Source organism: Burkholderia lata (assembly GCF_902499025.1).
GTDB classification, from domain to species: Bacteria; Pseudomonadota; Gammaproteobacteria; order Burkholderiales; family Burkholderiaceae; genus Burkholderia; species Burkholderia lata_C.
The window spans coordinates 90,383-100,507 of the sequence record NZ_CABVPW010000035.1; the positions used below are offsets into that span (position 1 = coordinate 90,383).

Below are 10,125 nucleotides of genomic sequence, written 5' to 3' on the forward strand. Positions count from 1 at the left end.
AGGAGCGAATAATGCAACTCAATCCCTCTGAGATCAGCGAGCTGATCAAGAGCCGGATCCAGGGCCTTGAAGCGAGCGCAGACGTTCGCAACCAGGGCACCGTGATCTCCGTGACCGACGGTATCGTGCGTATCCACGGCCTGTCGGACGTGATGCAGGGCGAAATGCTCGAATTTCCGGGCAACACGTTCGGCCTCGCGCTGAACCTCGAGCGCGACTCGGTCGGCGCGGTGATTCTCGGCGAATACGAACACATCTCGGAAGGCGACATCGTCAAGACGACGGGCCGCATTCTGGAAGTCCCGGTTGGTCCGGAACTCGTCGGCCGTGTGGTCGATGCGCTCGGCAACCCGATCGACGGCAAGGGCCCGGTCAACGCCAAGCTGACCGACGCGATCGAAAAGATCGCCCCGGGCGTGATCTGGCGTAAGTCGGTGTCGCAGCCGGTGCAGACGGGCATCAAGTCGATCGACGCAATGGTGCCGATCGGCCGTGGCCAGCGTGAGCTGATCATCGGCGACCGTCAGTGCGGCAAGACCGCAGTGGCGCTCGACGCGATCATCAACCAGAAGGGCAAGGACCTGATCTGTATCTACGTCGCGATCGGCCAGAAGGCTTCGTCGATCATGAACGTGGTTCGCAAGCTCGAAGAAACGGGCGCGATGGAATACACGATCGTCGTCGCCGCTTCGGCTTCGGATTCGGCAGCGATGCAGTACCTCGCACCGTACGCCGGCTGCACGATGGGCGAATACTTCCGCGACCGCGGCCAGGACGCGCTGATCATTTATGACGACTTGACCAAGCAAGCCTGGGCATACCGTCAGATCTCGCTGCTGCTGCGCCGCCCGCCGGGCCGTGAAGCCTACCCGGGCGACGTGTTCTATCTCCACTCGCGTCTGCTCGAGCGTGCGGCTCGCGTGTCGGAAGAGTACGTCGAGAAGTTCACGAACGGCGAAGTGAAGGGCAAGAGCGGCTCGCTGACGGCACTGCCGGTCATCGAAACGCAGGCTGGCGACGTGACCGCGTTCGTTCCGACGAACGTGATCTCGATTACCGACGGCCAGATCTTCCTGGAAACCGACCTGTTCAACGCAGGCATCCGCCCGGCAATCAACGCCGGCGTGTCGGTGTCGCGCGTCGGTGGCGCCGCTCAGACGAAGGTCGTGAAGAAGCTGTCGGGCGGTATCCGTACCGACCTCGCGCAGTATCGTGAACTGGCGGCATTCGCCCAGTTCGCATCGGACCTCGACGAAGCGACCCGCAAGCAGCTCGAGCGCGGCCGCCGCGTGACGGAACTGCTGAAGCAGCCGCAGTACCAGCCGCTGCAGGTGTGGGAACTGGCCGTGTCGCTGTACGCCGCGAACAACGGCTACCTCGACGACCTCGACGTCAAGCAAGTGCTGTCGTTCGAGAAGGGCCTGCGCGAAAGCCTGAAGACCAGCAACGCTGACCTCATCAAGCGCATCGAAGACACCAAGGATCTCTCGAAGGACGACGAAGGCGCACTGCGCTCGGCGATCGAATCCTTCAAGAAGTCCGGTGCCTATTGATCCGCGAGTGACACACTGAGGCCGCGCGGGTGCTGATGCGCCCGCGCCGCTTCGGTCAAGGAGCAAGCTATGGCTGGAATGAAGGAAATTCGCGGCAAGATCAAGAGCGTGCAGAACACGCGCAAGATCACGAAGGCGATGGAGATGGTGGCCGCATCGAAGATGCGTCGCGCGCAGGAACGCATGCGCGCCGCTCGTCCGTATGCGGACAAGGTCCGTGCCATCGCCGCGCACATGAGCCGCGCGAACCCGGAGTACCGCCACCCGTTCATGGTGGCGAACGAAGGCGCGAAGACGGCCGGCATCATCCTCGTCACGACGGACAAGGGTCTGTGCGGTGGTCTGAACACCAACGTGCTGCGTGCGACGGTGCAGAAGTTCAAGGAGCTGGAAGAGAAGGGCCAGAAGGTCGAAGCTACCGCGATCGGTAGCAAGGGCCTCGGGTTCCTGAACCGCTTCGGTGCGAAGGTGATGTCGCAGGTCGTGCACCTCGGCGACACCCCGCATCTGGACAAGCTGATCGGCGCCGTGAAGACGCAGCTCGATCTGTATTCGGAAGGCAAGCTGTCGGCGGTTTATATCGCTTACACGCGCTTCGTCAACACGATGAAGCAGGAAGCCGTGATCGAGCAGTTGCTGCCGCTGTCGTCGGAACACTTCGAAGCCGATGACGGTACGCCGGCCACGTCGTGGGACTACATCTACGAGCCGGACGCGCAGGCAGTCGTCGACGAACTGCTCGTGCGTTACGTCGAGGCGCTGGTGTACCAGGCCGTCGCGGAAAACATGGCGTCCGAGCAATCGGCGCGCATGGTCGCGATGAAGGCCGCGTCCGACAACGCGAAGACGGTGATCAGCGAACTGCAGCTCGTGTACAACAAGAGCCGTCAGGCCGCGATCACGAAAGAACTGTCGGAGATCGTCGGCGGCGCAGCCGCTGTTTAAGCGCGCGCCCGGGACGACAACTGCGCCTTTGCGCGAGTAAAGAATCAGGTATTTAAAGGAAAAGCGATGAGTACTGCTGCTTTGGTAGAAGGCAAGATCGTACAGTGCATCGGCGCCGTTATCGACGTGGAATTCCCGCGCGACAGCATGCCGAAGATCTACGACGCGCTCATTCTCGATGGCTCGGAACTGACGCTCGAAGTCCAGCAGCAGCTGGGCGACGGCGTGGTCCGTACCATTTGTCTGGGTGCATCCGACGGCCTGCGCCGCGGCCTGACCGTGAAGAACACGGCAAAGCCGATCTCGGTGCCGGTCGGCAAGCCGACCCTCGGCCGTATCATGGACGTGCTCGGCCGTCCGATCGACGAAGCTGGCCCGATCGAAAGCGCAACGACGCGTTCGATCCACCAGAAGGCTCCGGCGTTCGACGAACTGTCGCCGTCGACCGAACTGCTCGAAACGGGTATCAAGGTCATCGACCTGATCTGCCCGTTCGCAAAGGGCGGCAAGGTTGGCCTGTTCGGCGGTGCTGGCGTGGGCAAGACCGTCAACATGATGGAGCTCATCAACAACATCGCGAAGGAACACGGCGGTTACTCCGTGTTCGCGGGCGTGGGCGAGCGTACCCGTGAAGGGAACGACTTCTACCACGAAATGAAGGACTCGAACGTTCTCGACAAGGTCGCGCTGGTGTACGGCCAGATGAACGAGCCGCCGGGCAACCGTCTGCGCGTTGCGCTGACCGGCCTGACGATGGCCGAGCACTTCCGTGACGAAGGCCTCGACGTGCTGTTCTTCGTCGACAACATCTACCGTTTCACGCTGGCCGGTACCGAAGTGTCGGCACTGCTCGGCCGTATGCCGTCGGCAGTGGGCTATCAGCCGACGCTGGCTGAAGAAATGGGCAAGCTGCAAGAGCGCATCACGTCGACCAAGAAGGGCTCGATTACGTCGGTTCAGGCCGTGTACGTCCCTGCGGATGACTTGACCGACCCGTCGCCGGCTACGACCTTCGGCCACCTGGACGCAACCGTCGTTCTGTCGCGTGACATCGCTTCGCTGGGTATCTACCCGGCGGTCGACCCGCTCGACTCGACGTCGCGCCAGATCGACCCGAACGTGATCGGTGAAGAGCACTACTCGATCACCCGTCGCGTTCAGCAGACGCTGCAGCGCTACAAGGAACTGCGCGACATCATCGCGATTCTGGGTATGGACGAACTGTCGCCGGAAGACAAGCTGTCGGTCGCGCGCGCTCGTAAGATCCAGCGTTTCCTGTCGCAGCCGTTCCACGTTGCTGAAGTGTTCACGGGCTCGCCGGGCAAGTACGTGCCGCTGAAGGAAACGATCCGCGGCTTCAAGATGATCGTCGACGGCGAGTGCGACCACCTGCCGGAACAGGCGTTCTACATGGTCGGCACGATCGACGAAGCCTTCGAAAAGGCCAAGAAGATCTCGTAAGGATTCGAGTGAGTCGCACGGCGCGTGCGGGTCGGGGTGTCGGTCTTCATTGATCGACAGTCAGGCCGGTCGCGCCGACCGCAATACGCTCAATCCGCCGTGCATGGGACGAGAGCAGGCGCCGCAAGGCGTTCGCTCTCGCCGACAGGAGTCCATATGGCAACCATCAAAGTAGACGTCGTCAGCGCGGAAGAGCAGATCTTCTCGGGCGAGGCGAAATTCGTCGCGCTGCCGGGCGAAACGGGTGAGCTGGGCATTCTGCCGGGCCACACGCCGCTGATCACGCGGATTCGTCCGGGTGCGGTGCGCATCGAAGTCGAGGGCGGCAACGACGAATTCGTGTTCGTCGCAGGCGGCATTCTCGAAGTGCAGCCGGGCGCCGTGACGGTGCTCGCCGATACCGCGATCCGCGGCAAGGACCTCGACGCGGCGAAAGCCGAGGAAGCACGCAAGCGTGCCGAGGAAACGCTGCAGAACGCGAAGTCGGACCTCGACCTCGCGAAGGCGCAATCCGAGCTCGCGACCGCGATGGCGCAGCTCGAGGCGATCCAGCGTCTGGCGAAGATCCGCAGCCGGCATTAAGCCGCGCCGCGTATCCCGCGAAAGAAAGCAGCCTTCGGGCTGCTTTTTTTTCGTCCGTCGTTTTCGTCTGTTTTTACGGGTCGGATCATTCCGTCCGGTCGTGCTATTTCATCCGTCCGCCGCGATTTGATGTCAGAGTGTCGTCAGCCGCGCGCGTCATCATCCGCGTTGAGGCCGTCCGTCGCGATTGCGCGGCGGAGGCGGGCACCGGAAGCGCGCAGGCCGATCAGACAAAAAGGACGGAGACATTCATGGCAGCAGACCTTGGCGTGGGCGCGCTGATCGCGCCCGAAAACGGCTTGTCTTACGTGCGCGGCACGACCGACGTGCCGCTCTCTGAAGCGACGATCGGCCGGTTCCTGCTCGACACGGCCGGCCGCTTTCCCGATCGTCCGGCCGTCGTGTTCCGCGAACAGCAGGTGCGCTGGACCTGGCGCGAGTTCGCGAACGAGGTCGACGTGCTGGCGGCGGGCCTGGCATCGCTCGGCATCGTGAAGGGCGATCGCGTCGGCATCTGGTCGCCGAACCGCAGCGAATGGCTGCTCACGCAGTTCGCGACCGCGCGGATCGGCGCGGTGCTCGTCAACATCAATCCGGCCTACCGGCTGTCGGAACTCGAATACGCGCTGAACAAGGTCGGCTGCAAGGCCGTGATCGCCGCCGAGCGCTTCAAGACGTCCGCGTACGTCGAGATGCTGCAGACCATCGCGCCGGAGCTCGCGACCGCGACGCCGGGCGACCTGCACGCGGCGCGCGTGCCGAGCCTGCGCACGGTCGTGTCGATGGGCGACGTCGCACCGGCCGGCATGTTCCGCTTCACGGACCTGATGGCACGCGGATGCGAGGCCGTCGATCCCGCATTGCTCGATGCGATCGGCGCGACGCTCGCGGCCAACGAGCCGATCAACATCCAGTTCACGAGCGGCACGACGGGCAGCCCGAAGGGCGCGACGCTCACGCACCGCAACGTCGTCAACAACGGGCGCTCGATCGCGACGGCGATGCGTTTCACCGAGCAGGACACGCTGTGCATCCCGGTGCCGCTGTATCACTGCTTCGGGATGGTGCTCGCGGTGCTCGCGTGCGTGTCGAAGGGCGCGGCGATGGTGTTTCCTGGTGAGGCATTCGATCCGGTCGCGACGCTCGCGGCGGTGGCCGACGAGCGCTGCACCGCGCTGCACGGCGTGCCGACGATGTTCATCGCCGAGCTCGATCACCCCGAGTTTCCGAACTTCGACCTGTCGACGCTGCGCACCGGGATCATGGCCGGCTCGCCGTGCCCGATCGAGACGATGAAGCGCGTCGTGTCGCAGATGCACCTGTCGGAGATCACGATCGCATACGGGATGACGGAGACGAGCCCGGTGTCGTTCCAGAGCTCGACCGATGATCCGCTCGAGAAACGCACGACGACGGTCGGGCGCATCCAGCCGCATCTGGAAGTGAAGGTCGTCGATCCGAGCGGCGGCATCGTGCCGGTCGGCTCGACGGGCGAGCTGTGCACGAAGGGCTATTCGGTGATGCTCGGCTACTGGGACGACGACGCGAAGACGCGCGAGGTGCTGGTGGACGGCTGGATGCATACGGGCGACCTCGCGACGCTCGATGCGGACGGTTACTGCAACATCGTCGGCCGGCTGAAGGACATGGTGATTCGCGGCGGCGAGAACGTCTATCCGCGCGAAATCGAGGAGTTCCTGTTTCGGCATCCGAAGATCCAGAGCGCGCAGGTATTCGGCGTGCCCGATGCGAAGTACGGCGAGGAGCTGTGCGCGTGGATCGTGTTGCGCGCGGACGAGCAGATGACCGAGGACGACGTGCGGGCGTTCTGCAACGGGCAGATCGCGCACTACAAGATCCCGCGCTACATCCGCTTCGTCGACGAGCTGCCGATGACGGTGACGGGCAAGGTGCAGAAGTTCGTGATGCGCGACCGGATGATCGAGGAGCTGACGCTCGACGTGCAGAAGACCGCATAGCGCGGCATGGAGGCGGGAAAAGACGTGGCGGCCTGCGGGCCGTTACGCTTTCGATGGACGAAAAAAAGCGGGCTTATTAGCCCGCTAAAAACCACACGCTACGGGGTTAGCGCGAGGAGACCAAAGATGAAACCGAGTCCGGCGGGGGGCCGGAAACGACTCCAACAGGGATGCCCCTCGGAAGGGCTTCGGTACGTGACCGACTGGCTCGCAGCGCTTCGCGTCCGCTCACACTTGGCACACGAGACCGCATCCGTGTTGAAACCGTTGAGGCCATTGTGGGCGAATTAATGACCCCTCGCGGTAACAAAGTGTTTCAGGTTGTAACGCCCGCCAGATAAGGCTTTCCGGGATTTTTTGCTGTTTTTGAGGGCCCGAAAAAGGTCATTTTTACTCATATTTTCCGCAGCGTTTTCAGCGCATGCGCACGATGCGTTTTTCATGCGTATCAGGCTCGACGAATTGCCGGTTTGCACGCGAGAAAATGCGCCATTCGGCCGATACCGCGCATGACGATTCATTCGTCAGAAAGATTTTGAAACGTGATTGGCATGCGCGGAAGTCGGCCGTTCGGCCAATTCGGTGGCTTCGGGCCGATTTTGCGGGTGCCGGCATGCGGCGTCGAAGTGTAACGGCGGTGCTTCGGCCGCCGCCGCGCAGCGGTTTTCGCGGGCTGCGGCTGCGGGGTCGGTGCCCGCTATCGGCCGCCGCGTCCGGGCCCGCTTACTTCAGCCATTTGTCCGAAATCGCCTGGTATTCGCCGCTCGACAGCGCGAGATGCAGCCACTGGTCGACGTACTGCTGGAACACGACGTCGCCGCGCGGCACCATGTACGCCTTCTCGCCGAACTGGAACGGCTTGTCCGGATGCACCGAGCACAGGCCCGGATTCAGCTTTTGCTGCAGCAGCGTCTCGGACGCATCCGTCACCATCACGTCCGCCTTGCCCGCGAGGATCTGCTTGAAGATCGTTACGTTGTCCGGATAGACGGTGAGGTTCGCGTGCGTGAAATACTGCTTCGCGAAACGCTCGTTGGTGCCGCCCGGGTTCACGATCACGCGCGTTTCCGGCCGGTCGATCTGCGCGACGGTCTGGTATTTGTCGGCGTCCGCGCAGCGCACGATCGGCGTCTTGCCGTCCACCACGTACGGCTGCGTGAAGAACACGCGCTTCTGGCGCTCGAGCGTCGTCGAGACGCCACCCACCGCAATGTCGCATTTCGCGACGAAATCGGCGGTCAGGTTCGGCCAGCTCGTCTTCACGAAGTCGGTCTTCACGCCGAGCGACTTCGCGAGCGATTCGGCCATGTCGATGTCGATGCCCTCGAAGCGGCCGTCCGCGCGGTAGTACGAATACGGCTTGTAGTCGCCCGTCGTGCACACGCGCAGCGTGCCGCGCGCGAGCACGTCGTCGAGCCGCGAGCCGGCGCCTGGAGCTGCGGCAGCGGCACCCGCGCCGGTCTGCGCGTGCGCGGCGGCGCAGCAAAGCAACGCGGCCGCGGCGAGCGTGGCGAGTGTCTTCATCGGTCTCCTCCTTCGTTTCGTTCGATATGAGCGTCCGATCATAACGGAGCCATCGCGCGCGTCATATGGCCGCCATCGCGTCGGCATACGCAGCCCGATGGCGGCTGTCCGGTAAAATGCCGCTTTGCCTTCGCATCGTCGCTCCTACCGTGGCCCATAACCTGCTCAACGACACCTTCCTGCGTGCGCTTCTGCGCGAGCCGACCGACTACACGCCGATCTGGCTGATGCGCCAGGCCGGTCGCTACCTGCCCGAATACAACGCGACGCGCGCGCGCGCCGGCAGCTTCCTCGGTCTCGCGAAGAATCCCGACTACGCGACCGAAGTGACGCTGCAGCCGCTCGAGCGCTTTCCGCTCGACGCCGCGATCCTGTTCTCGGACATCCTGACGATTCCCGACGCAATGGGGCTCGGTCTCGACTTCCAGGTCGGCGAAGGGCCGAAGTTTGCGCATCCGGTGCGTACCGAGGCCGACGTCGCGAAGCTCGCGGTGCCGGACATCGAGGAGACGCTCGGCTACGTGACGGGCGCCGTGCGCGAGATTCGCCGCGCGCTCACCGACAGCCAGGGCCGTCAGCGCGTGCCGCTGATCGGTTTTTCGGGCAGCCCGTGGACGCTCGCGTGCTACATGGTCGAAGGCGGCGGATCGGACGATTTCCGCACGGTGAAGTCGATGGCGTATTCGCGCCCCGACCTGATGCACCGGATCCTCGACGTGAACGCGCAGGCGGTGGCCGCGTACCTGAACGCGCAGATCGAAGCGGGCGCCCAGGCCGTGATGATCTTCGATACGTGGGGCGGCGCGCTGGCGGACGGCGCATACCAGCGCTTCTCGCTGGACTACATCCGCCGCGTCGTCTCGCAGCTCAAGCGCGAGCACGACGGCGAGCGCGTGCCGGTGATCACGTTCACGAAGGGCGGCGGGCTGTGGCTCGAGGAGATCGCGGCGACCGGCGTCGATGCGGTCGGGCTCGACTGGACGGTCAACCTCGGCAACGCGCGCGAGCGCGTCGCGGGCAAGGTCGCGCTGCAGGGCAACCTCGACCCGACGATCCTGTTTGCACCGCCGGCCGCGGTGCGCGAGCAGGCGCGCGCGGTGCTCGACAGCTATGGCAACCATCCGGGCCATGTGTTCAACCTCGGGCACGGCATTTCGCAATTCACGTCGCCCGATCACGTCGCCGAACTCGTCGACGAAGTGCATAGCCACAGCCGCGCGATCCGTAGCGGAGCCGCCGGCTGAACGCAAGCGCTGTCATGCTGCACTGCGGTGTGACAGCGTTTCGTTGTTGGCACTAAACAGGGCGCAACCCCGCACCGGTTGCCGATTCAGTGCTTGTCAAGACTTGACTTATACACATTTTCCTCGTTGCAGCGCGGTAGAGCCCTGTATCGGTCAATTTGTCTCGCTATGGTTCGGTAATTTGAATAGCAGCCTTATGGAATAAGGCTCCGCGGGGCACCGCTACAAGCGGCGAAAATCAGCGCAAAGCGCGGCCCTGCGCGCGTTGCGGCCAGTGAGCGGCGAGTTCTCAACAAAGTTATCCACAGGCTGGGCAGGGTATACGGCGATTCCTAATGCGAATCCAAAACTTAGCGCCGAATCTGAAGTTTTACTTTAAGTCCGCTGCCCCGATGCGGGCGCGGATATCGGCCGTCCGTACCCATGCGGCGCATGCAGCCGCCGGAGCGCGGTGATGAGCGGCACCTATCTGCGCGTCGCGCTCGACCATCCGCTTGCCACCCTGTTCGACTACCGCTGCGACGCGCAACCGGCGCCCGTGCCCGGCACGCTCGTGCAGGTGCCGTTCGGCAAGCGGCAGGCCGTCGGGCTCGTTTGCGAAGTGACGACTCACACCGATGTGCCGCCCTCCCGGCTGCGCGCAGTCGACGCGATCTGCGCCGACCTGCCGCCGTTGTCGCCGGACTGGCTCGCGCTCGTGTCGTTCGCCGCCGACTACTACCAGCGCGGGCGTGGCGAGGTCGCGCTGCCGGCGCTGCCGCAGGCGCTGCGCGATGCCGGGCGCTGGGGGCGGCTGCTCGCGCCCGAGGTGCGCTACCGGCCGACGGAAGCCGGCCG

Annotated in this window: 7 protein-coding genes and 1 pseudogene; 7 read left to right on the forward strand and 1 reads right to left on the reverse strand. The window is 64.0% G+C overall.

The features are described 5' to 3' along the window. Nucleotides 1–11 precede the first annotated feature (11 nt). From atpA to BDI24065_RS30125, 5 genes are all read left to right on the forward strand, one after another. Nucleotides 12–1,553: a F0F1 ATP synthase subunit alpha gene (gene atpA, locus BDI24065_RS30105; RefSeq protein ID WP_011350525.1), complete on the forward strand. Its 1,542-nt coding sequence runs from the start codon at nucleotides 12–14 to the stop codon at nucleotides 1,551–1,553. A 69-nt stretch (nucleotides 1,554–1,622) separates the two neighbouring features. Beyond that, nucleotides 1,623–2,498 carry a F0F1 ATP synthase subunit gamma gene (gene atpG / locus BDI24065_RS30110; RefSeq protein ID WP_043184895.1) on the forward strand — a complete coding sequence of 292 codons (876 nt, stop codon included), beginning with the start codon at nucleotides 1,623–1,625 and terminating at the stop codon, nucleotides 2,496–2,498. 66 nt (nucleotides 2,499–2,564) lie between these two features. Beyond that, on the forward strand, nucleotides 2,565–3,959 hold the full coding sequence (gene atpD, locus BDI24065_RS30115) for a F0F1 ATP synthase subunit beta (protein ID WP_174940224.1): 1,395 nt from the start codon (nucleotides 2,565–2,567) through the stop codon (nucleotides 3,957–3,959). 156 nt (nucleotides 3,960–4,115) lie between these two features. After that, nucleotides 4,116–4,541 (forward strand): F0F1 ATP synthase subunit epsilon, encoded by a 426-nt coding sequence (locus BDI24065_RS30120; RefSeq protein ID WP_006477288.1) that lies wholly within the window; start codon nucleotides 4,116–4,118, stop codon nucleotides 4,539–4,541. Between the two features lie 251 nt (nucleotides 4,542–4,792). Beyond that, nucleotides 4,793–6,520 (forward strand): AMP-binding protein, encoded by a 1,728-nt coding sequence (locus BDI24065_RS30125; protein WP_175034306.1) that lies wholly within the window; start codon nucleotides 4,793–4,795, stop codon nucleotides 6,518–6,520. Between the two features lie 723 nt (nucleotides 6,521–7,243). Here BDI24065_RS30125 and BDI24065_RS30130 read toward each other — a convergent pair. Continuing rightward, nucleotides 7,244–8,044 (reverse strand): transporter substrate-binding domain-containing protein, encoded by an 801-nt coding sequence (locus tag BDI24065_RS30130; RefSeq protein WP_175034307.1) that lies wholly within the window; start codon nucleotides 8,042–8,044, stop codon nucleotides 7,244–7,246. A gap of 149 nt (nucleotides 8,045–8,193) precedes the next feature. Between BDI24065_RS30130 and hemE the strand changes: the two genes are divergently transcribed. Together hemE and BDI24065_RS30140 are read left to right on the forward strand one after the other, a co-directional pair. Next, nucleotides 8,194–9,288: a uroporphyrinogen decarboxylase gene (gene hemE / locus BDI24065_RS30135; RefSeq protein WP_302479479.1), complete on the forward strand. Its 1,095-nt coding sequence runs from the start codon at nucleotides 8,194–8,196 to the stop codon at nucleotides 9,286–9,288. A 454-nt stretch (nucleotides 9,289–9,742) separates the two neighbouring features. After that, nucleotides 9,743–10,125, forward strand: a pseudogene (locus BDI24065_RS30140) (primosomal protein N'); the annotation flags it as partial.